This window comes from Pseudomonas tremae, assembly GCF_001401155.1.
GTDB lineage: Bacteria > Pseudomonadota > Gammaproteobacteria > Pseudomonadales > Pseudomonadaceae > Aquipseudomonas > Aquipseudomonas tremae.
In genome coordinates, this window is sequence record NZ_LJRO01000428.1 from 1 (window position 1) to 19,839 (window position 19,839).

General features: G+C 57.1%; 23 protein-coding genes. 14 read left to right on the top strand and 9 right to left on the bottom strand.

The genetic code is table 11. The features are described 5' to 3' along the window. Positions 1-2,381: AvrE-family type 3 secretion system effector (locus ALO43_RS23195; protein WP_122325794.1), on the bottom strand; the 2,381-nt coding region annotated here is incomplete at its 3' end. 230 nt (positions 2,382-2,611) lie between these two features. Here ALO43_RS23195 and ALO43_RS23200 point away from each other — a divergent pair. The 14 genes from ALO43_RS23200 to ALO43_RS23265 all read left to right on the top strand — a co-directional run bounded on the left by ALO43_RS23200 (position 2,612) and on the right by ALO43_RS23265 (position 14,532). Then, the gene (locus ALO43_RS23200; protein WP_024671148.1) at positions 2,612-4,168 is read left to right on the top strand and encodes a lytic transglycosylase domain-containing protein; all 1,557 of its coding nucleotides are present in this window, start codon (positions 2,612-2,614) and stop codon (positions 4,166-4,168) included. Between the two features lie 1,059 nt (positions 4,169-5,227). Further along, positions 5,228-6,172: a sigma 54-interacting transcriptional regulator gene (locus ALO43_RS23205; RefSeq protein ID WP_005891552.1), complete on the top strand. Its 945-nt coding sequence runs from the start codon at positions 5,228-5,230 to the stop codon at positions 6,170-6,172. Between the two features lie 42 nt (positions 6,173-6,214). After that, the gene (locus tag ALO43_RS23210; protein WP_005891554.1) at positions 6,215-7,123 is read left to right on the top strand and encodes a sigma 54-interacting transcriptional regulator; all 909 of its coding nucleotides are present in this window, start codon (positions 6,215-6,217) and stop codon (positions 7,121-7,123) included. A 95-nt stretch (positions 7,124-7,218) separates the two neighbouring features. Beyond that, positions 7,219-7,566 carry a type III secretion system major pilin HrpA gene (locus ALO43_RS23215; RefSeq protein ID WP_024671149.1) on the top strand — a complete coding sequence of 116 codons (348 nt, stop codon included), beginning with the start codon at positions 7,219-7,221 and terminating at the stop codon, positions 7,564-7,566. A 56-nt stretch (positions 7,567-7,622) separates the two neighbouring features. Further along, a complete protein-coding gene (gene hrpZ, locus ALO43_RS23220; RefSeq protein ID WP_024671150.1) occupies positions 7,623-8,747 on the top strand; it encodes a type III secretion system effector HrpZ in 1,125 nt (374 codons plus the stop codon). A gap of 27 nt (positions 8,748-8,774) precedes the next feature. Continuing rightward, entirely contained in the window at positions 8,775-9,149 is a 375-nt protein-coding gene (sctI, locus tag ALO43_RS23225) for a type III secretion system inner rod subunit SctI (protein ID WP_005891559.1), read from the top strand. 8 nt (positions 9,150-9,157) lie between these two features. Continuing rightward, on the top strand, positions 9,158-9,967 hold the full coding sequence (gene sctJ / locus ALO43_RS23230; RefSeq protein ID WP_005891560.1) for a type III secretion system inner membrane ring lipoprotein SctJ: 810 nt from the start codon (positions 9,158-9,160) through the stop codon (positions 9,965-9,967). Next, positions 9,967-10,494, top strand: coding sequence for a hypothetical protein (locus ALO43_RS23235; protein WP_024671151.1), 528 nt, complete (start codon positions 9,967-9,969; stop codon positions 10,492-10,494). Before sctJ ends, ALO43_RS23235 begins: the two co-directional genes overlap by 1 nt. Positions 10,495-10,530: 36 nt before the next feature. Continuing rightward, entirely contained in the window at positions 10,531-11,112 is a 582-nt protein-coding gene (gene sctL / locus ALO43_RS23240; protein WP_024671152.1) for a type III secretion system stator protein SctL, read from the top strand. A gap of 111 nt (positions 11,113-11,223) precedes the next feature. Beyond that, positions 11,224-11,448: a type III secretion protein gene (locus ALO43_RS23245; RefSeq protein WP_005891564.1), complete on the top strand. Its 225-nt coding sequence runs from the start codon at positions 11,224-11,226 to the stop codon at positions 11,446-11,448. Further along, on the top strand, positions 11,435-11,866 hold the full coding sequence (locus ALO43_RS23250; RefSeq protein ID WP_005891565.1) for a hypothetical protein: 432 nt from the start codon (positions 11,435-11,437) through the stop codon (positions 11,864-11,866). Before ALO43_RS23245 ends, ALO43_RS23250 begins: the two co-directional genes overlap by 14 nt. Before the next feature lies 1 nt (position 11,867). Next, the gene (sctC, locus tag ALO43_RS23255; protein ID WP_005891566.1) at positions 11,868-13,970 is read left to right on the top strand and encodes a type III secretion system outer membrane ring subunit SctC; all 2,103 of its coding nucleotides are present in this window, start codon (positions 11,868-11,870) and stop codon (positions 13,968-13,970) included. Further along, positions 13,967-14,170: an HrpT family type III secretion system protein gene (hrpT, locus tag ALO43_RS23260; protein WP_005891568.1), complete on the top strand. Its 204-nt coding sequence runs from the start codon at positions 13,967-13,969 to the stop codon at positions 14,168-14,170. The genes sctC and hrpT overlap by 4 nt, the downstream gene beginning before the upstream one ends. Before the next feature lie 2 nt (positions 14,171-14,172). Continuing rightward, complete coding sequence (locus ALO43_RS23265; RefSeq protein ID WP_005891570.1) at positions 14,173-14,532, top strand: hypothetical protein; 360 nt, start codon at positions 14,173-14,175, stop codon at positions 14,530-14,532. Positions 14,533-14,908: 376 nt separating this feature from the next. Here the strand turns inward: ALO43_RS23265 and sctU are convergent, their stop codons facing one another. Genes sctU through ALO43_RS23305 form a run of 8 tightly spaced genes read right to left on the bottom strand, consistent with a single transcriptional unit; the run spans position 14,909 to position 19,836 of the window. After that, positions 14,909-15,988: a type III secretion system export apparatus subunit SctU gene (gene sctU, locus ALO43_RS23270; RefSeq protein WP_005891572.1), complete on the bottom strand. Its 1,080-nt coding sequence runs from the start codon at positions 15,986-15,988 to the stop codon at positions 14,909-14,911. Beyond that, positions 15,985-16,779, bottom strand: a complete 795-nt coding sequence (gene sctT, locus ALO43_RS23275) for a type III secretion system export apparatus subunit SctT (protein ID WP_005891574.1) — start codon at positions 16,777-16,779, stop codon at positions 15,985-15,987. The genes sctU and sctT overlap by 4 nt, the downstream gene beginning before the upstream one ends. Further along, positions 16,780-17,046: a type III secretion system export apparatus subunit SctS gene (sctS, locus tag ALO43_RS23280; protein WP_024671153.1), complete on the bottom strand. Its 267-nt coding sequence runs from the start codon at positions 17,044-17,046 to the stop codon at positions 16,780-16,782. Between the two features lie 7 nt (positions 17,047-17,053). Next, positions 17,054-17,707: a type III secretion system export apparatus subunit SctR gene (gene sctR, locus ALO43_RS23285; protein WP_005891576.1), complete on the bottom strand. Its 654-nt coding sequence runs from the start codon at positions 17,705-17,707 to the stop codon at positions 17,054-17,056. After that, positions 17,704-18,114, bottom strand: coding sequence for a FliM/FliN family flagellar motor switch protein (locus ALO43_RS23290; RefSeq protein WP_054998136.1), 411 nt, complete (start codon positions 18,112-18,114; stop codon positions 17,704-17,706). Before ALO43_RS23290 ends, sctR begins: the two co-directional genes overlap by 4 nt. Further along, positions 18,104-18,820, bottom strand: a complete 717-nt coding sequence (locus tag ALO43_RS23295) for a type III secretion system protein (protein ID WP_024671155.1) — start codon at positions 18,818-18,820, stop codon at positions 18,104-18,106. The genes ALO43_RS23290 and ALO43_RS23295 overlap by 11 nt, the downstream gene beginning before the upstream one ends. Beyond that, on the bottom strand, positions 18,817-19,383 hold the full coding sequence (locus ALO43_RS23300) for a type III secretion system HrpP C-terminal domain-containing protein (RefSeq protein ID WP_053480742.1): 567 nt from the start codon (positions 19,381-19,383) through the stop codon (positions 18,817-18,819). Before ALO43_RS23300 ends, ALO43_RS23295 begins: the two co-directional genes overlap by 4 nt. A 6-nt stretch (positions 19,384-19,389) precedes the next feature. Next, positions 19,390-19,836 carry a hypothetical protein gene (locus ALO43_RS23305; protein ID WP_005891582.1) on the bottom strand — a complete coding sequence of 149 codons (447 nt, stop codon included), beginning with the start codon at positions 19,834-19,836 and terminating at the stop codon, positions 19,390-19,392. Between the last annotated feature and the right edge of the window lie 3 nt (positions 19,837-19,839).

Sequence of the window (19,839 nt, forward strand, 5' to 3'; positions counted from 1 at the left end):
TGCCCTCCCGGGAGGGCAACCGGCGTCCATTCGGCTCGCATCTGATACTTCAGCTTTGTCGACTGCCAGCTTTTCTTGGACAGAGAATAAAGCCCGCCGGTACTGGTGAGAGCGTACAGGTTGTGTTCTTCGTCCAGCGCCAGGCTTTTGATATCACCTTCCAGTCCGGGGGCCTCAAGCTTGACAGGTTGGTGATCCTTGCTGTGCGCAGTGAGCTTGTTCTGCTTATCAAGTACGACAAATCGCTCATTGTTGACCATCGCAAATGCCGTGATCACGCGGTCATCAAGGCCCTTGATCTCCTCGCCCATCTCGACGGTTGTCGAGCGCGCTGTCTGAGCCAGCGATAGGTTGCGGTTAAAGGCCATGTTGGGGTGGAAGGGAGCAACCTTGAGTGCATGCAGCTTGCCGCCCTTGAGTACATAGGCGTTGCTGTCGGCGCCGCGTTGCAGGCGATCGACATCTTTTATACCTGCGTCTTTCCAGCATTCAGGCGCATCATCCCAGCGCTGTATGCGTCCTTCGCTCAGGCCAACCAGGCCTGCACGATCCAGGTTGAGCCGTTCAGGGGCGGCGGGCGCCGGGGGCATGATCAGGCCGCGATTGTTGTGCCGCACCTGCACACTGGTCAGGTTCCAGCCGCTTTCCAGTGTCGAACCTTGCTCGTCGAGGGCGTGGGAGTGAACCTCGCCCTCACGGTTCTGGATCAATGCGTGAATACGACCGTCGTCACCGTTGATGAATCCGGTGACGCGGTTGTTGCCGCCAATAGGCAGGCCCGCCAACTTAAAGCCAGCCTGTTCGGGCATGAGCTTCAATTGCGGATCGTCGCTTTCAAACGCACTGCGATCCGCGCTGTAAAGTCTGCCGCGGGTGTCTGCGACGAACAGCTTGTCCGCGCTCAAGCCGACTGCAGCCGCCTGCGCCTTGCCGTCATCCAGCTCAAGAACTTTGGTTCTTTTCGGCGTCAGCCCGCCAGTTATCGGGCTCATGTCAGTCAGCAGGATGGCCTGAGCTTTTGTGCCACTGAGCAAAGCAGCTCTATTGTCCGGCGCCAACGAAAATGACTGCAGGTCTTTGACTTCCACGTGTGGCATGAATGGACTCGACAGGTCGACCAGAACGTCGTCACTTTTCGCATAGACCGAGCCGTTACCGCCCATGGAAAGACTATCGAACGCGATCTCTTCCAGACCTTCCGGTTCCTTCCAGCGGGCGCTGGTCGGGTCGAATTGATACAACCGGTTTTCGTACACACGCAGGCGTTCTTGGCTGCTGGTCTGGTATACGTCGGTGAGGTAGGCCATATGCGCCTTGCCAGGCAACTCCTGGCTTTTGCGGCCACTGCTGGTTTCGATATGAATATGGCCGTCTACGCGTTCCATGCGCACGGTGGGCAGCTTTTTCCCTTCTATATTCAGTGCTTCGTTACTACTGCGAACCAGCGCCAGCGAGCTTTCGTCCTCCACCAGATGCAGTAGGTATCCGTTGGCCTCTAGCAGTTGGTGTCCATGCACGCCGGGTTTGCTTTCATGAGCCAGGTAGGTTTGTTTGGGGCCAGCGAGAATAGAGTCCAGTAACTGGGCAAGGCCAGGTGTATTGAACGTGGAAAAATCGGGCTTGCCTTTGGCATCCAGCTGGACGGTGCCTTGGGGTTGGGCGTGGCGTGTAAACTTTTCATCTTTCAGTTCGAAACGACCGCCAGCACTGCGTCCCAGGCTTGGTTTTTGCGCTGGCTCGTCTGAATCGTCGACGTTGATTCCGGAGCTGCCTGCCTCGTTCGGTTTGCTGGCCATAAATGACTGGCGCTTGCCGTCGTGCCCTTGCAGGCGGCTACCGGGAAGTCGGGATTCGCGAACAGCGTTGGCGACCGCTTCTTCATCATCCGCTGGATCTGCAGATAGTCCGGCTGAAGTGTTGCGTTCCAGGCGCTCTCCTGGAATGTCGAACCTGACACGGCGGTTGTTTCGGTCGGCAGGCTCTGCCTGTTTGAGCGCTTTTTCGGCGCCATGCACTGCTGTCCCGGAGCTGCTCGCTTTATCTGAATTGTTGCGCAGGATTGACCTGGGTGGGTTGTCAGTGCCCGGTAGACGAGATGCCCGAGTGGCATTCTGTGTGACTGCGCCATTGGAAGGCGGATGTGAGCTTGAGGTGTTTGTTGTGCTGGGTGGTCTGGCCGCTGCCTGTCGCGGTGTTCTGGATTTCTGAAACACTTTGCCGACGCTTTTCAGCATTCGTTTTCCCAGACTCCCCAGCGAGTGTGATGAGCGTTGGGTGGGCTGTTCGGCGCGTTGTTGCAAGTCGGATGGGTTACGAAGGGCTGCTGTCGCCTGTGTCTGAATAACGTTTCCGGTGTTCCGGCTGATCGTGGGTGCCTGCACTGTGAATCTCCTTGTCCTTATCCTTGTCCTCTGCTTCCGCAGAGCGATGCCTTTATGAATCCTTGAAGTTCTTCAAAGGTTGCGTGGCGCACAAGCGGCTGTGGTTCCATAAAAAAGGGGTGACTGAAGTGTTTCAGCTGTAAGGGTTTTCGCAGCCGACATCTGCAGTGCAGGGAACCGGAATGGCCATCGCACCACGTAGGGTGAACATGCTCAGGACATTCCCGACAATGCCAGCCCCTATACCACCCATTTCCAGACCTCGCTTATTGGTCCGTTCGGTTCAGATCGCCATTCTTGCGCTGGGCTCTGTGTGTGTGGGCTGCCAGTCAGTCGATTATTCCCAGTCGCGCCATGATCGCTTGCCGCGCCTTGTTGCGGGGCTGGTGAATGGCGGCTCGACCAACGAGCAGGCGGACATCGGCCTGCCGAGCGTTTCCGACATGCCGGCTTATAACGGAGATGACGTCTGGCAGCGTCTCGCTGAGCGGTGCCGGCTGGTCGACGGGCAGGGCGCCAACGAGCGGATAATCCGTCAGCGTGACTGGCTGCTGAGCAACAAGGGTTTTGTGAACAGTGCCAGCGTTCGTGCCAGCCCTTATCTGCATTTCATTGTCGAGCGTCTGGACGAGCGCCAAATGCCTATGGAGCTGGCGTTACTGCCAATGATTGAAAGCTCCTACAACCCCATGGCCAACTCACCTGCCGCTGCGGCAGGTCTGTGGCAGTTCGTCCCTTCCACCGGACGCGCCTTCAACCTTCGTCAGAGCACCACGTACGATGCTCGTCGGGATGTCGTGGCTTCCAGTAAAGCGGCGATGGATTACCTGACGCGCCTGCATGGTCAATTCGGCAACGACTGGCTGTTGGCACTTGCGGCATATAACGCAGGGGAGGGCACGGTCGGGCGAGCGATTGAAGCAAACCGACGTCGTGGCCTGCCGGTTGACTACTGGCACCTGAGCTTGCCGAAAGAGACCCAGGATTACGTACCTCGTTTGTTGGCGCTGTCTATGCTGGTGCGCAACCCGGCGGCCTATGGTGTAAAGCTCAACCCGATTGCCAATGTGCCTTACTTTGACGTGGTCGAACTGAACCATGCGGTGGACCTCTCCCAGCTCGCTGCCACTACTGGCGTGGATGAGGCCCAGCTGGTACGACTCAACCCGGCGTTCCTGCGCAAAAAAACGCCGGATGGTCCAGGACGTCTGCTGATACCCAAGGTACACAAACAAGCCCTGACGGCAGGCATCCAGCAAATCACCGGCGAGACACCCGTTACGACCACGGTGCCTCCGCTTCACGAAAACAGAAAGGCTTTGCCGCTTCCGGCGATCAAGCCTGCTGAGCCGGTGCAGGTTGCAGAGCAGCTACCCGTGCAGAAACCGGTTCATCCAGTGAAGGTTGCCGAGCAGAGCCCTGGCCCTGTCGTTTCCATGCCGGTAGCCGATGAGCGCCCGCCGATCCCCAAGGTGGCCCAACCTACAAGAGTGGCAGAACAAACTCCGCCGCCTGCACCGCCTGCTCCTACGCAAGAAGCACTGCAGGCAATGCCTGCAGAGAAAACCACGCCTGCCTTGGTTGCCGAACGCTCGGAGCCAGTCGTTTCGACAGCATCCCTGGCCCCGAATCAGTATGATTTTGCGATCGGTGCAGTCAAGACAACACGCACCAGAGATGATCATTCGGCGCCGCGAAAACGAGAGGATATCGAGTACCGCAGCGGTCCTCGTGAGCTGCCCACCGGTCCACGGGTGGTGGTCTATGCCAGCGATGTACGTCAGTAAACACTAAAATTTTCTTAATTTTTTAGAAAAAACCCTGAAAACCGCCGGTTTTTGGTGTTTTTCTCATTTAATGTCTGGTTTGTTAATAGTCTTAAGAAAATCTTTAAATTCTATTTTCACATGTTTTTTGGATCGCAAAATTCTTAGCCGTCCATCTTTTGCCGTGTTCGGTCAGTAATTTTTTTGAACTTTGTAAGCATTTGTAACTGCATAGACACACCCTCTCAAAAATCACGTTGGTGATGACTACCTATAAGCATGGCTGATAACGATGTGATGGCTTTTGCATAGCTTGCATTGCCTGATTGTCCTACATTAAACCGGTTCAGCTAAGTAGTGGCGCATTGGTTTGTTTCAGCAAAGGCGCTACGAAAGGATATATGTTCGGAATGCCGAATGAGGTTGTGGCAAATGGCTATCACTTTTTGAGGCGGAAAATCGGGGGGATTGTGGGATCGGCCAGGTTAAGGGTGAGCTGACGTTCGGAAATCCGAACCCTGCCATGCTGATACCTGATCGTCTGGTCAAACTTTTATCTCTCTTATCCCCTGTAATAACCGATGTATGATTTTATTCTTTGTCGATGGATGTCTTCTTGTTATGAGTGAGTGTTTTATAGTTCACTGGATGTTTATGCCAAAGAGCATTTCTTAAGTTGAAGCATTTCGCGTACAGGGCAGTGTTTTTATTTCAGTCTTGTGGGTCTTCTTTTATTTTGTTATGTCGGGCTATCGCTGTGTTATGTCGAGGTGTATTAAATTCTGAGTGCGTCGGTATTGCTGCCGTATTTGTTGCAGTAAATAAAAAGAGCAAAAAACGATAATTAAATAGCAATTGTATATCGTAAGTTATTGATTTTGTTGAATAAATTATAATCTAATTATTTTTTCTCGATAAATTTCATGCCTCTGGGGTGCCGTTAATATGACGATGATACGATGATAGTCATTCTCATTTTTGTGATATTTTTTGCACTCGTTGGGGAACTAAATCCCTATATGTGTGCCTTGTAAGACGTGGTATTAATAGTCCGCTTGCCTTCCACCATGAGAGTGACCGATGAGCACAGACATTGATAAGAACGTCCAGGAGTGTTGGGGCGTAACTGCAGTATCGGCGGGTCATCAAATTGCAATGAACAGCGCGTTCCTTGATATGGATTTGCTGCTGTGTGGCGAAACAGGCACGGGCAAGGACACGCTTGCCAACCGTATCCATGAGCTGTCCAGCAGGTCTGGACCTTTTGTCGGGATGAACTGCGCTGCGATCCCTGAGTCGCTGGCCGAGAGCCAGCTTTTCGGAGTGGTGAACGGTGCATTTACCGGCGTGTGCCGCGCTCGCGAGGGCTACATCGAAGCATCGAGTGGCGGCACGCTGTACCTGGACGAGATAGACAGCATGCCAATGAGTCTTCAGGCCAAGCTGTTGCGTGTGCTGGAAAGCCGTGGCGTCGAGCGGCTAGGCTCGACCGAGTTCATTCCTGTGGATCTGCGGGTGATAGCTTCGGCTCAGCGACCACTGGATGAACTGGTGGAACAAGGACTTTTTCGTCGCGACCTGTTTTTTCGGCTCAATGTGCTGACGCTCCATCTGCCAGCCTTGCGCAAACGTCGTGAGCAGATTTTGCCGTTGTTCGACCAGTTCACCCAGGAAATCGCTGCCGAGCTGGGGCGTCCGGCTCCAGCGCTGGATAGCGGACGTGTGCAGGTCCTGCTTAGTCATGACTGGCCAGGCAACGTGCGTGAGCTGAAATCGGCAGCCAAACGGTTTGTGTTGAATTTTCCTTTACTGGGTTGCGAGCCTGTCGAGGACCTGGCCTCGGCCACCGACCTGCGCACGCAAATGCGTGTCATCGAGAAAATGCTCATTCAGGATGCCCTGAAGCGGCATCGTCACAATGTCGATGCGGTGCTTGAAGAGCTTGAACTGCCAAGACGTACCCTTTATCACCGCATGAAGGAGCTGGGCGTTACCACGCAGATTGCCTTGGCGGCTGGAATCTGATTCGCGGCGTTCTTGCCACACTGGAGTTTTGGGGATCACGGGATGAGTCTGGACGCTACGTACGATGATGACCTGGACGAGGAACGTGTCCCGAATCTCGGGATCGTTGCCGAAAGTATTTCGCAGTTGGGTATCGATGTGCTGTTGTCAGGCGAGACTGGCACTGGCAAGGACACCATTGCTCGGCGGATTCACACGATGTCCGGCCGTAAAGGCCGGCTGGTAGCCATGAATTGCGCGGCTATCCCGGAATCTCTGGCAGAGAGTGAGTTGTTCGGAGTGGTCAGCGGCGCTTACACCGGAGCCGACCGCTCTCGAGTCGGGTACATCGAAGCAGCGCAGGGCGGCACGCTCTATCTGGATGAGATCGACAGCATGTCGCTGAACCTGCAAGCCAAGCTGCTGAGGGTGCTTGAAACCCGAGCTCTTGAGCGCTTGGGGTCGACCTCGACGATCAAGCTCGATATCTGTGTGATTGCCTCGGCCCAATGCTCGCTGGACGACGCTGTGGAGGACGGTCGATTTCGCCGCGATCTGTATTTTCGCCTGAATGTACTGACCCTCAAGCTGCCGCCGCTGCGCTCCCAGCCTGAGCGTATTGTCCCCTCATTCAAACGTTTTGCGGCGGCCGCTGGTGCCGAGCTGAATGTCGCCGTGCCGACGGTTTGCCCTGCGCTTCAGGAACTACTGCTGAAGCACGAATGGCCCGGCAATATTCGTGAATTGAAGGCGGCAGCAAAGCGATTCGTGCTGGGCTTTCCATTGCTTGGAAGCGAGCCTCAGGGTGAAAAATACCTGGCTTGCGGACTCAAATCGCAGTTGCGGGCTATCGAGAAAGCGCTGATCCAGGAGTCGCTCAAGCGCCATCACCACTGCATCGACGCTGTCAGTCAGGAGCTCGATATGCCTCGGCGCACGCTCTACCGCCGGATAAAAGAGTTGCAGATCTGATTTTTTGTGCTGTCGCCGGAACCGATTCATGGACTGATGCCACGTAGTTGTACCAAGCAATTACGCTGGTATAGCCAAGAAAGGGGAATCAAGACATGCCATTTCTTCCAAGCATCAGTTCGAGTCTCACCCAAGCCGGCACCGGCGTCGCCAATGGCATTGGCGGTGCACTGCAGGGTGCTAACACTATCGCTTCGGCCGCTAACATGCAGGGCAACGTTCTCGCAGGCACAGGCATGGGCAACAGTCTGTCGCTGGCTGCGCAGAACAAGGCCAGCGCAGAGATGGACGCCAACGGCGCGCAATTGATCGCCATGCAAGCCGAAGAGACCAAAAAGAAGCAAACCATGGACGTTTTGAACGCCATCGAAGCTGGTAAAGAAGACTCCACCAACAAGAAAATCAGTGCCACGGCGCAAAACGCCAAAGGTATCAGTTACTAATTATTTCTGATTGCCCCCTTGACGGAGGGGGCCGCTACTTCAGGAAGGGCGTTTCTATGCAAGCTCTAAACATTTTTGCCTCGTTGCAAACCCCGGTATCGTCGTTCCCGTTGTCATCCGACAGCAATGTGAGCAACAACACCAGCACGTCGAGCAAAGAGCTCAAGGACGTTATCGATCAACTGGTTCAGGCGCTGACTAAAAATGGCAAGCTGGATGACACGTCTCCGCTTGGCAAGATGCTCGCAAAATCGATGGCTGCGGACGGTAAGTCCGGTGGCAGCATTGATGACATCACCGCAGGGCTCGATAAGCTGATCCACGAAAAGCTCGGTGACAATTTCGGCGCTTCCGCAGGCATGGCCGGTAATCGAGATGTAGGCGGTGGCGGTGGCGGTGGTGGTGGCTCTGATTCCGGTTTGGGCGGCGGTGTGGGTGGCGGTTCGGGTGCCGGACAGTCTGACCTGATGAACCAGGTGCTGAGCGGTCTTGGCAAAGCTGTGCTGAACGATCTGCTGAAGCCCAGCGAGGACGGCGGAACCACGTTCTCCAAAGATGACATGCCTCTGCTGGAAAAAGTCGCCCAATTCATGGACGACAACAAGTCCCAGTTCCCTACCACCAACGGCGGCACCTGGTCGGACGAACTGAAGGAAGACAATGGTCTGGATGGTCAGGAAACTGCTCAGTTCCGTTCCGCCCTCGACCTCATCGGCCAACAGCTCGGCCAGCAAGAGAGTGGTGCCAGTGGTGCCAGTGGTGCGGCTGGTGGCGGTGGTCTGGGTTCTCCTGTGAGTGGGTCGGGTGATTCATCCGGTTCGTTCGGTGATCCTCTGATTGATGCCAACACCGGGCCTTCCAGCAATGGCAACGGCAATAGCACCTTTGACCCAGGTCAATTGATCGGGCAACTGATCGACCGGGGTCTGCAGGCATCCGCTTCGGGTGGAGGCCTGGGTTCCCCTGTCGACAACTCGACGCAGTCCGGCGGCAACACCAATGGTAATACGGCCAGTCAGGATTTAGGCCAGCTCTTGGGTGGACTGCTGCAGAAAGGGCTTGAAGCAACGCTTCAAGGCGCTGGCAACGCGGCTGGCAACTTGCAATCAAGTGCCGCGCAAACTGCCGCGCTGCTGCTCACTGCCCTGCTGCAGGGTACTCATAATCAATCCTTGTCCTGACTGACAGCCGCCTGACGGAGAGTCATTATGACCATTTCCCAAATCAGCAATATCAACAGCGTCTCCCCGGGGCTTGGGCAGAATGTGCATCAGGGCCTTGCCTCTGAGCCCGCTCAGGCGGATGTCGACTTATTCAATGCGGCGATGCGTCCGGATAACGGGCCTGCTACGTCGCACCTGAGCGATCGGGTGGCCAGCGTGCTGTCCGAGCGTCTGGGCGATACCGCCAAGCTTTCAAATCAGGCAATGCGTCAGATGAAGAAAGTGGCGAACTCCGAAGACGGTTCGGAAATCGTGCAATTGGGCCGCGCGCTTTCGCAGTGCTCGCTGCAAATGGCGTTGACGACCAAGGTCGTCAGCAAGAGCGCTCAGGCGCTCGACAAGTTGACCAACCTGCAGTAGAGGTTTCCGTGAAATTTTTGAGCGCAGGGCTGCTGATGCTGTGCATGCTCCTGCTCGGGGGCTGCAGTGACGAGACTGACTTGTTCACAGGCCTTTCCGAGCAGGATTCCAACGAGGTAGTGGCTCGTCTTGCTGACCAGCATATCGATGCGCGTAAACGCATGGAGAAGACCGGCGTAGTGGTGACGGTTGCCACCAGCGACATGAACCGTGCGGTGCGCGTGCTCGACGCAGCAGGCCTGCCTCGGCATTCACGGACCAGTCTGGGTGAGATATTCAAAAAGGAAGGGGTGATTTCTACCCCGCTTGAAGAGCGCGCCCGTTACATCTATGCCTTGTCGCAAGAACTCGAGGCCACACTGTCGCAAATCGATGGGGTCATCGTCGCCAGGGTGCATGTGGTATTGCCAGAGCGCGTGGCGCCGGGCGAGCCGATCCAGCCGGCATCCGCTGCGGTTTTCATCAAGCACTCGGCTGCGCTGGACCCTGACAGTGTGCGTGGACGTATTCAACAGATGGTCGCCAGCAGTATTCCCGGCATGTCCGCGCAATCTGCAGATTCAAAGAAGTTTTCGATTGTCTTCGTCCCGGCTGCCGAATTCCAGGAAACCACGCAATGGGTGAGTTTCGGGCCCTTCAAGCTCGATAGCGCTAACCTGCCATTCTGGAAGGTCATGCTTTGGGTGATTCCGGCCGGGATTCTGCTGTCACTGCTGATAGCCGTTCTGCTGGTGCGCAGTGACTGGCGCGCCGCGTTGTTGAAGCGCATCGGTGCAGGCGTCCGTGGCAAGCGTTCGAACCTTCCGGCGCGTGCGTGATGAATCAGGATGCCGAGCAACTATGGGTCAACTGGTGGTGTAACCCCTGGCCTTGGGCGCACCCGGCCTGGCAGGACAGATTTGCCGAAGTGCATGGAGTGTCGATACATGATTGCGAAGCGCTGCTGACCAGCCGTCATGGTGTGTTTCTGCAGAGTATCGGCATCGTTGCAGATCAGCCGCCGCAGGTAGATGAGCCGGTGTTGAGCTGGCTGGCGCTGTCACCGTCGCAACGTGAACAGGCGATAGCGCTGGCGCAATGCATCTGCTTTTCCCTGAATGAAAGTGAAGACCCTGACGGGCAATGGTGCCGAGGGTTCAGCAAGGCGTTACGGCCCGAGGTCTGGCTTGATCTGCACAATCAAGATGCACGATTGCTGCTGGGGGCCTGGCTAGGCGCTCGATACTGGTCTCGATTGCGCCTGGCGTGGCCGCCGGAAGAGGTGGCTGACACCCCTTGCAAGGCACCCGATAACAAGCTCCAAACGTTGTGGCAGGCCGTTTTGTGGCGTGTCTCAGCGGCCTGAACACCCTCCGGTTCTCTTTGTCTCAGGAATTTCCCCATGCTCGCCAAACGCAGTATTGCTATGACGGCCGCTACGCTGCTGCCTGAACCGATCTTGCGCCGTGAACACATCGCCGACAGCCTGCTGGCGCGCGATTTACTCGCCGATGCGCAGCAGCAGGCCAGCCAATTGCTGGTGCTTGAGCAGGAGAAGGCCCAGCGCCTGCAAGAACAGGCGCTTGCACAGTTCTGGCAAAGCGCCAATGACCTGCTGGGTGAGCTGAAAGCGCAACGCGAGGCCTTGCAGGAGCAAGCGCTGTGCGCTGTTGAAACGCTTTTGAACGAGTCGCTAAAGAATTTGCTGGACGACACGACGCTGGCCGAAAGGGCGCGTGCGGTGGTCAGAAACCTTGCTGCCAGTCAGCTCAATGAAGCGGTCGCAACGCTTGGTGTTCACCCCGATATGGCCGAGCCTGTCGCCGAGTGGCTGGCCGAAAGCCGGTTTGCAGAGCACTGGCAGCTCAAGCGTGACGCGACCATAGCGCTGGGCAGCTTGCGGCTGAGTGACGCGAATGGCGCTTTCGATATCGACTGGACGAACCTGCGCAACGGTTTGTTGGGCGCTGGCCCGTCAGCCTGAGCACAGGCCTCGAACGAACACAAACGCGACCGGATCGCGAATCACAAAATGGAACCGTCCGGCATGTTTGTTCCACTCAAGGGTTGAACCCCTTTTATGGAGCACCAGAACATGATCAGTTTCAACAGTTTGCAACGTCATCTGGACAACTCTTCGAATCGCGCCCAGACCAATATGGAGGACGCGGCGATGCAGGCTTCGGAAAGCGGCTCTATCGAAGATATGCAGGCATTCAACGACGCTCAGCAGCAAGCCGACGTTGCCAATATCGCTGTCAATGAAAGCCTGCGCGCCAAACACGGCATCACCAAAGCAATCATCGATGGAATTCAGTGATTTCACCGAGATCCTCGGCCAATGGTTTGCCCAGCGACCGGCGACGCCGCTGGACTGCTGGATCGATGAAGCCAACGCTCGTCTGGCTGTGATCGGTGACGGGGTTCGGTGCAGCATCGAGCTGCTCGACCCCTATGATGCCGATGACCCTCAACGGCTTGAAGCCCTGCTCAGCGAGGGCGGCGCGAGCCTTGCCTGTGCTTGCGAAGGCGCGTTTGCCATCGATCCGCAGACCCGCTGCGTGGTCCTGATCAGCTGGATAGCAAACCCTTGTCGCCTCGATGATCTGCTCGCGCATCTGGAAAGCCTGGCCAATCAACGCGCGGCCCTGCTGAGCCTGATGCAAAACGCCATTCGCGACACCACGCCCGCCTTATCCGGGCGCGCGATCTTCAATTACCGGCAACCGGGAGTGTGAAATGCGCAAGGCCTTAATGTGGTTGCCTTTATTGTTGATCGGGGTAATACCTGCCACGTGGGCGGTCACCCCCGAAGCCTGGAAGCACACTGCTTACGCCTATGATGCCCAGCAGACCGAGCTGTCTACGGCTTTGTCTGACTTCGCCACAGAGTTCGGCATGGCGCTGGACATGTCACCTGTCCAGGGCAAGCTGGATGGCCGTATTCGTGCCGATAACCCCGAGCAATTTCTCGATCGGCTGAGTCAGGAGTATCACTTTCAGTGGTTTGTCTATAACGACACCCTGTACGTCAGCCCGTCCAGTGAACATACCTCGGCGCGCATCGAAGTGTCGCCGGATGCCGTGGATGACTTGCAGACGGCTCTCACCGACGTAGGTCTGCTGGACAAGCGTTTTGGCTGGGGTGCATTACCTGACGAAGGGGTGGTGCTGGTGCGCGGTCCGGCGAAATATGTCGAGTTCGTGCGCGACTACAGTAAAAAAGTCGAAAAGCCCGACAAAAAGGCAGACAAGCAGGACGTGGTTGTACTGCCACTGAAATACGCGAACGCAGCTGACCGGACCATTCATTATCGCGATCAGCAACTGGTGGTCGCCGGCGTGGCCAGTATCCTGCAGGATCTGCTGGAAAGCCGTTCGCGTGGCGAGAGCATCAACAGCGTCAACCTGCTGCCCGGACAGGGCGCAGGCGGGGCAAATGGAACAGCAGGTCTGCCTTCCAATGGGCTGTCCTACAACCTGGGCTCCAACGGAATCGACACCGCCTCTTTGCAGCAGGGCATTGACCGGGTGCTGAATTTCGGCAGTAAAAAATCTTCCAAAGGTCACTCCGCTGGCCGGGCAAGTATTCGCGTGAGTGCCGATGTCCGTAACAACTCCGTGCTGATCTACGACCTGCCAGAACGCAAGGGCATGTACCAGAAGCTGGTCAAGGAACTGGATGTGCCGCGCAATCTGATCGAGATCGATGCCGTCATCCTCGATATTGATCGCAACGAACTGGCAGAACTCTCCAGTCGCTGGAACTTCAATGCAGGCAGTGTCAGTGGCGGTGCCAACCTGTTTGACGCAGGCACCAGTTCGACGCTGTTCATCCAGAACGCCGGCAAGTTTGCAGCAGAGCTGCACGCGCTTGAGGGCAACGGCTCGGCCTCGGTCATTGGCAACCCGTCGATCCTCACCCTTGAAAACCAGCCTGCGGTAATCGACCTGAGCCGGACCGAATACCTGACTGCCACGTCCGAACGTGCTGCCGAAATCTTGCCCATCACGGCGGGCACCAGCCTGCAGGTGATCCCGCGGTCGCTGGATCATGACGGCAAGTCTCAAGTGCAGATGATCGTCGACATTGAGGACGGGCAAATCGACGTGTCGACCATCAACGATACGCAGCCAAGTGTGCGCCGGGGTAACGTCAGCACTCAGGCGATGATCGCCGAGCACGGTTCGCTGGTTATTGGCGGCTTTCATGGTCTTGAGGCTAACGACCGGATTCACAAGGTCCCGCTGCTGGGTGACATTCCGTACATCGGCAAGCTGCTGTTTCAGTCCCGCAGTCGGGAATTGAGCCAGCGCGAGCGGCTGTTTATCCTGACGCCACGCTTGATTGGCGATCAGGTCAACCCGGCCCGCTACGTGCAGAACGGTAACCCGCACGATGTCGATGACCAGATGAAAAGGATCAAGCAGCGACGTGATGGCGGCGAGCTGCCGACGCGTGGCGACATCCAGAAAGTCTTCACCCAGCTGGTCGACGGCACTTCACCTGTCGGGATGCGCACCGGCGACGCCCTGCCATTCGAAACCGACAGCCTGTGTGACCCAGGCGAAGGTCTGACACTTGATCGGCAACGTTCGCAATGGTTTGCGCAGAAGGATTGGGGTGTAGCAGTAGTCGTCGCCCACAACGGCACCGACAAGCCGGTGCGTATCGACGAAAGCCGCTGTGGCGGTCGATGGGTAATAGGTGTTTCAGCCTGGCCTCATGCGTGGCTGCAACCCGGTGAGGAAAGCGAGGTGTACATCGCTGTGCGCCAGCCGCAAGTATCAAAAATGGCCAAAGAAAGCCGGCCCTCATTGCTCAAGGGAGCGAAACCATGAACATCCGTAGCATTGCAGTCTTGCTGGTGCTGGGCGCCACCCTGACAGGGTGCGCCACCCACGGCTGTTCGGGAAGCGCCTGCAAGCGTCCTGATTCCAACAGCCGCGAACTGGTCATCTGGTGGCCGCCGGACATGCGTGACGGCCTCGACGATCAGGACCATGAGCGTGATTACACCGTAGTACAGTTAAAGGACTAAAAATGATCGAGGTAACGGAGAAACTGGCGTTTTACGCCCAGGTAGCCGCTCAACATCCGGCGGTCTGGCCGGTGGCCAACGGCGTCGCTTTTGTCAGTCGGCGCGAGCACCATGACTGGGGCATCGCGCTGCACATCGAAGGTCGCGCCTTGCGTCCAGAGCAACTGCGTGAAGCGTTGCAACGACGCTTCATGGAGGCGGAGCGATTCAGTCAGTACTTCCTGTTTCTGGATATAAGGCGCGACTTTGTAGTGTGGCGCGCTGTCAACGCGACGCCCGACGCAGTCTTTAACCTAGACGAAATCCGCCGGCAGGAGTTGATGCTTGCCGGACTGGAGCACCTCAGCGAAGAACTGCACTGAAAACCTCATGAACAATGCCCATGAGCCCGAACTGACAGGCTCATGGGCATTGCTTTATCGACGCACATCGCCTGCCTGAAAAAAACTTCCTGCCTCGCTCCAAGCCGCAAAGCATTCGGCTCATACACGACTCCCCAAGTGCCCGCCAAGCGTCGTTCACGCCACGATCACTGCTATGCCTGCGCGCTGATCTGGAGTGCCCCTGCCTGGCCAAGTATGTCGCAATGCTGCGCGTCACACGTTGCATCAGCCATATCGCGACTGTATGGCCCGAAGGCATGCAGGCACTTGTGACGCTCTGGCTTGCGTGTATCCGGTCTTGCAGGAGAGGAGGCAGGCGGCGACGTTATGCGTCATCTGCCTGGCCGCGAGGAGGTTACTGCTGGTCGTCGATCCGGATCACTTCGCCGGTGATTTCGTCCAGTTGACGAACCACCTTGTAGATGTGCGCGACGATCAGCAGGGTAGGGCGGGGTATGTATTTGCCGGGTTTGACCTTGTACAGCGTGCGCGCCAGCCAGATGTTCTGGACCACCGGGATTCCGGCTTTTTTTGCCCGTTCGATCAGCGCCAGCGCCTCGTCATCCTCACCTTTGCAGTGGATCATCGGCAGGGGCGTTTCACCGGGTCGATAGTACAGGGCCACCGCATAGTGCGTGGGGTTGACCAGTAGCATGTCCGCGTCTTCGACCGGCTTGGGCGCAGCGCTGGGCTCCTGATTGAGGATTTCATGGGACAGCTGCCGGCGATGACCCTTGACGTGTGGATCGCCCTCTGACTGTTTGTATTCCTTTTTGATGTCCTCGTGGCTCATGCGCAATTTCTTGGCATGGAAGTACTTCTGCATGGCGAAGTCAGCCATTGCAATGACCAGCAACAACCCTAGAATCACGCGAAGAATATGCCTGAACAGCTCAAGCAACGCATGCCAGTAAGTCTGAAGATCACTGTTGGCCAGCAACACCAGACTGCCAAGTTCCGGTTTTACCTGGGTGTACAAAACCGCTGCAATGGCAGACGCTTTGAGGATGCTCATCAACAAATTGGTAATGTTCTGCCCGGAAAACATCTGTTTCGCGTGAGAGAAAGGGTTGATCTTGTTGATGTCGATCTTCAGCGCCTTGGGGGCGAACAGAAAGCCGATCTGCATCCAGCTGCTGATCAGGCGCATGAGCATCGCCAGGCCGACGCTGCACAGGGTAAAGCTGAGCAGCACAGAAAAACCTTCGTTGGCAATCAGCTCGACCGATGACATGAACGGCCGATCGATGCCTTTGAACGAAAGCGCGAGCAACGCCTGCAAGCGATTCACGCTTTCATCGGCCAGGCTCAGGGTGACTTCACTGACGGCCAGCAGCACCAGCAGCTTGCCGATGTCCTGACTCTGCCCGACCTGACCCTTTTCCCGCGCATCGCGCAGTTGTTTGGGCGTAGCCTTTTGCGTTTTTTCGCTCATGGCACCTGCACCATGAAGCCCAGCAGAGATTTGAGATCAGCCAGTTGTGTCAACTGACCGGAACCCAGCTCCAGAAGTGTTGGCAGGTAGATCAACAAGAACGCGAGGCCAGCCATGCTTTTGGCTGGCATGGCCAGAATCGAGACGTTGAGCTGTTGGGCGTACAGGCCGATGATTGCCAGCGCAGCTTCGATCAGCAGCAGCAGCGCAATGAAAGGCGCGGCATACAACATCATGTGTTGCAGGGTCTGGTTCAACTGTCCGAGAAAAATATCCAGGCCGTCCGCCGTCATGCCTGGCAGCCAGGAGGTAGGCGGCCAAACGCTGTAACTGTCCCAGATAACCTGAGTGATCGTCGACAGACCTCCCGTCACGATCACCAGCATGATCAGGGTTTCCTGAAACAGCTCGCCCAGCGGCGTAGCGTCCGGCCCGAGCGCAGGGTTTATCTGACCGCCACTGAGCGCGCCGCGCTGGCTATCGAGCAGGGCACCGACCGAGGCGAACATCCAGAACGGCGCATACAGCAGCATGCCCAGCAGCGTGCCAAGCACAACTTCCTTGAGCAGCAGACCACCAATCGCGAACCAGTCTTCATTAAGTGAAGTCAGCGCCCGGCTGATGCCCGGCGCCGGAACCATTGCCACCACTGCCACCACTGCGTAGCGCACCGGCCCTTTCAAGTATTTGAAGCAGAAAGCAGGCACCAGGAGCATGCATGGCACCAGTCGCGCCATTGCCAGAGCCATGCCCAGTATGAGCTCAAAGAAATCCTGGGCTTGCAAAGGCATCTAGTGGACGACTCCGGACCGGGCGATCAGATCGAAGGCCATGTTGATGAACTGGATAAGCTCGACGCCGATCCAGCGGCCGGTCATGGCCAGCGTCAAGCCTACTGCTGCCAGTTTGATACCAAAGGGCAGGGTCTGATCCTGGATCTGCATCAGCGCCTGCAGCAGTGAGGTAATGACACCCACCAGAACTGCAACGCCGAGCGGCGGGGCCGTCAGGATGACGACCAGGAACATGCCCTGTTTGAACAACGCCAACGCTTCCATGGCCGCCTCACATATACGAATAAAACAGGCTGTCGAGCAGGCGCGACCAGCCTGATACCAGCACGAACAACAGCAGCTTGAGCGGCAGTGACAACGTCATCGGTGAAACCATCTGCATGCCCAGCGCCAGCAGCAGATTTGAAACAATCAGGTCAATGACGATAAACGGGATGTAAATCAGAAAGCCGATTTCGAAGCCAGCCTGCAGCTCCGAGAGCACGAAGGCCGGGATTGCCAGCAGCAAGTCTTCCTTGCTGGCCTGGTCGGCCATTTCCTTGGGCCACATGCGCTGAGTGTTTTCGAGCAGATGTGCTACCACATCGGGGTCGGTGTTACGCGTCATGAAGCGCTGCAGCGGCTCGATGACCGTTCGTGCGCTGGCCTGAAGCTTTTCGGTGTTGCCCAGTTCAAGCGGATGCTCATGCACGCGCTGCTGCATTTCATGCGCTACAGGCGCCATCACGAACAGGGTGGCCGCCAGGGCAATGCCGTACAGAGCCATGTTCGGAGGTACTTGCTGAACGCCGATGGCATTGCGAGTGATCAGCAACGTCATGGCGATTTTCAGGAAGGCGGTGCAGACGATCAGCAGAAAAGGAATCAGCGACATTGCACCGAGAAACAGCGCCAGCAGGAGCGGATTCGCTCCTTCCATTATCATGGCTGAGCCGCCAGCCGGGTAATTTGCAGGCCCAGCCGGCCATCGACATCGACCAGTTCGCCTTCGGCTACTACCCGGTCGGCGTGGCATAACGTGGCATACCCGGGTGCGATGCCACTGACCTCGAGAATGGTCCCCGCGTCCAGACGGCGCAGCTCGGCGAGCGAGAGCCGCAGTTCGCCGCAACGCAGGGTCAGGTCCAGCGCCAGTGATTCGAAATCAGACGATGCGTCTTGTCTGTCGTGGTCATGGTCCTGTTCGGATTCTTGCGCCTCTGCGGGGGCGTATTCAGGCTGTTCCTCGGCTCCCGACCACAGATTATCCTGCTCCTGCTCCTGCTCAGTTGCCTCATCGTCGTAGTCGTCAAGGCTTTCGACATCTTCCTGATACAGATCTTCAGTACTCATGGTAACTATGCTCCTCGTGGCTGAGCCGCAATGAAAGGTGCTGCGCCTGGTGGTCAGCCTGTGCCGCCCACTTGCGACCGGCGATTGGCAGGACGCCTTGCCCGGCGCTGTCGAACATGCAATGCGCAGGCAGAACCACGTCGCCGGGACGCAACGACGCCAGTTGTTCGAGGGTCAATGACAGCTCACCGACGATCAGCGGGATGTTGACCGACAACGACTCATCGAGCGGTTGCTGCCGGGCCTGCCATTGAGCAGAGCGCAGCAGCGTGATCAGGGTTTGCGGGGTGGCGTGTAAATGAGCGTGGACTCGCTGATCGCCCAGCCTGACTTGAATCCGGCAGCCAACGACAGGCTCTGCTGTGCCGTCGGACAACGGTTCGATAGGGGTCAGCAGGTCGGCAATGGTCGGGCTCAGACGCTGATTGAAAAACTGCCAGTACCAGGCTTGCTGCTCGCCTGCCAGCGTCATGGGAATATCGCCCAGCAGGCTCAACACTGCTTCGGCATCGCTTAGGCACACAGGCCCGATGGCGGTGTTCAGCCAGATACCGACTGCTGGGTTGCCAGCTCCCGGAAGCAACGGTAACAGTGTGAGTTCGGCATCATGACCCCGTGCGCTGAAGCTCAATTGCCGACCTGCACCCAGTTCGCGTGTGGCCTCGGCCAGCAAGGGCGCAACCTTGCGCAGGCTTAGCGCACTCATGCTGCAAGCTCTTCGTGCATGGACAGATCGACGTCCTGGCCCAGCGCTTGCGAAAGTGAGCTGCGGCATGCGCCTGCGTGGCTGCTCAAGCGTTTTAGTACATCGCGACGAGCGAAACCCAGCTGAATGTTCCAGCGGTTGTCTGCCTTGCTGGCGCTGACCCGAACGCTGCCCAGATTAGGCATCAGCAATGTGAAACCGAGTGGACCTTCGGGTTGATCCGGCAGGCGTTGGGCGATCTCGTCAATCAGTTGAGTCGGCACATGATCGGCGTGCATCGGAAATGATATGCCGCCACCGGCGAAACTTTGTTGATCTGTCTCCTCAGCCACTGGTGGCACCAGCAGTTGTGAAAAGAACAGGCCATCGGCGTTAACTGGCGTGTCCGTCAGCGATTTGCCAAAGGCCATGCGACTCGTCTGTGCGTCGCTGCGTGAAGCACCCAACGGCGGTCGTTTGTCAGCCGATGGCTTGCCGATGAATGGCATCGGCGGCTGGTCCACAGGTTTTTCTCGTGGAGGGGGCGCTGGCGCCTTGGCCGGGGTTTTGATGGGTGCGGTCATCGTCACTTAACCTTCTTGGTTGAGCGTCTCCTCCATGCAGGCGAGTTTCTCGACTGCGCGCTGAGACGCCTTGGCTTGAAGCCGTTTCTGTTCAAGCAACGCCTTTTGTTCAGCTACCCGCATTTGCTGTTGCTGAACGTCCTGGCGGATATAAGCCAGACGGTCGAGCATGTTTCTTTCTTTCTCATGCCAGCGGTCGACGTCATTCAGGTTGATGGTCTTTTGCAAATGCGCATGCGAAAGGCTTTCCCGGCGTCGTTTGTGGTTGTCACGTTCCTGATCCAGCGATGCCCGGGTCTCTGATAAGTGGTCGAGCATCGATTTCAGTTCCACCTGCGCCTGGCGATGTGCCCGTTCGGCACTGGCCTGACGATGTTGACGCAGGGGCGTGAGGAGGCCGATTACCTGCTCCAGAGCGACGTGTTGCGGGTCGTCTTCCAACAGCTCGTCCATGGG

Bases quoted from the DNA above. Each gene is read 5' to 3' on its own strand.
- ALO43_RS23295 (WP_024671155.1), bottom strand. From the start codon at position 18,820: ATGAGTGCGCTAAGCCTGCGCAAGGTTGCGCCCTTGCTGGCCGAGGCC.
- sctC (WP_005891566.1), top strand. From the start codon at position 11,868: ATGCGCAAGGCCTTAATGTGGTTGCCTTTATTGTTGATCGGGGTAATA.
- ALO43_RS23215 (WP_024671149.1), top strand. From the start codon at position 7,219: ATGCCATTTCTTCCAAGCATCAGTTCGAGTCTCACCCAAGCCGGCACC.
- ALO43_RS23250 (WP_005891565.1), top strand. From the start codon at position 11,435: ATGGAATTCAGTGATTTCACCGAGATCCTCGGCCAATGGTTTGCCCAG.
- ALO43_RS23200 (WP_024671148.1), top strand. From the start codon at position 2,612: ATGCCAGCCCCTATACCACCCATTTCCAGACCTCGCTTATTGGTCCGT.
- ALO43_RS23235 (WP_024671151.1), top strand. From the start codon at position 9,967: ATGAATCAGGATGCCGAGCAACTATGGGTCAACTGGTGGTGTAACCCC.
- sctT (WP_005891574.1), bottom strand. From the start codon at position 16,779: ATGCCTTTGCAAGCCCAGGATTTCTTTGAGCTCATACTGGGCATGGCT.
- ALO43_RS23265 (WP_005891570.1), top strand. From the start codon at position 14,173: ATGATCGAGGTAACGGAGAAACTGGCGTTTTACGCCCAGGTAGCCGCT.
- ALO43_RS23210 (WP_005891554.1), top strand. From the start codon at position 6,215: ATGAGTCTGGACGCTACGTACGATGATGACCTGGACGAGGAACGTGTC.
- sctR (WP_005891576.1), bottom strand. From the start codon at position 17,707: ATGATAATGGAAGGAGCGAATCCGCTCCTGCTGGCGCTGTTTCTCGGT.
- ALO43_RS23290 (WP_054998136.1), bottom strand. From the start codon at position 18,114: ATGAGTACTGAAGATCTGTATCAGGAAGATGTCGAAAGCCTTGACGAC.
- ALO43_RS23245 (WP_005891564.1), top strand. From the start codon at position 11,224: ATGATCAGTTTCAACAGTTTGCAACGTCATCTGGACAACTCTTCGAAT.
- ALO43_RS23205 (WP_005891552.1), top strand. From the start codon at position 5,228: ATGAGCACAGACATTGATAAGAACGTCCAGGAGTGTTGGGGCGTAACT.
- ALO43_RS23300 (WP_053480742.1), bottom strand. From the start codon at position 19,383: ATGACCGCACCCATCAAAACCCCGGCCAAGGCGCCAGCGCCCCCTCCA.
- sctU (WP_005891572.1), bottom strand. From the start codon at position 15,988: ATGAGCGAAAAAACGCAAAAGGCTACGCCCAAACAACTGCGCGATGCG.
- hrpT (WP_005891568.1), top strand. From the start codon at position 13,967: ATGAACATCCGTAGCATTGCAGTCTTGCTGGTGCTGGGCGCCACCCTG.
- hrpZ (WP_024671150.1), top strand. From the start codon at position 7,623: ATGCAAGCTCTAAACATTTTTGCCTCGTTGCAAACCCCGGTATCGTCG.
- ALO43_RS23305 (WP_005891582.1), bottom strand. From the start codon at position 19,836: ATGGACGAGCTGTTGGAAGACGACCCGCAACACGTCGCTCTGGAGCAG.
- sctI (WP_005891559.1), top strand. From the start codon at position 8,775: ATGACCATTTCCCAAATCAGCAATATCAACAGCGTCTCCCCGGGGCTT.
- sctL (WP_024671152.1), top strand. From the start codon at position 10,531: ATGCTCGCCAAACGCAGTATTGCTATGACGGCCGCTACGCTGCTGCCT.
- sctS (WP_024671153.1), bottom strand. From the start codon at position 17,046: ATGGAAGCGTTGGCGTTGTTCAAACAGGGCATGTTCCTGGTCGTCATC.